This window comes from Caballeronia sp. ATUFL_M2_KS44 (genome assembly GCF_023630965.1).
GTDB classification, from domain to species: Bacteria; Pseudomonadota; Gammaproteobacteria; order Burkholderiales; family Burkholderiaceae; genus Caballeronia; species Caballeronia concitans.
Genome location: NZ_JALQEA010000094.1, coordinates 1 through 279, shown reverse-complemented (window position 1 = coordinate 279; position 279 = coordinate 1). Strand labels below are relative to the sequence as shown.

The window sequence follows — 279 nt, the reverse complement described above, 5'->3', positions numbered from 1 at the left end:
GCGCAGGACATGGGCTTCAAGACACTCGCCGACAGCCTGCTCAAGAACATCTTTTTCGATACCTGCGTGTATCACCAGGCGGGCGTCGATCTGCTGACGAAGGTCGTGCCGCATCGAAACATCCTGTTCGGCTCGGAGATGATCGGCGCGGTGAAGGGCATCGATCCGGAGACCGGCCATCACTACGACGACACCGGGCGCTATATCGCCGCGACGCCGCATCTGTGCGATTGCCACCGGCAGGACGTGTTCAGCAACAACGCGCTCGATGTCTATCCA

Annotated in this window: 1 protein-coding gene; it reads left to right on the top strand. The window is 60.2% G+C overall.

The window, feature by feature from the left end; genetic code table 11:
• A partial coding sequence (locus NCR39_RS29530; protein ID WP_250456326.1) for an amidohydrolase family protein occupies positions 1–279 on the top strand: 279 nt, incomplete at both ends.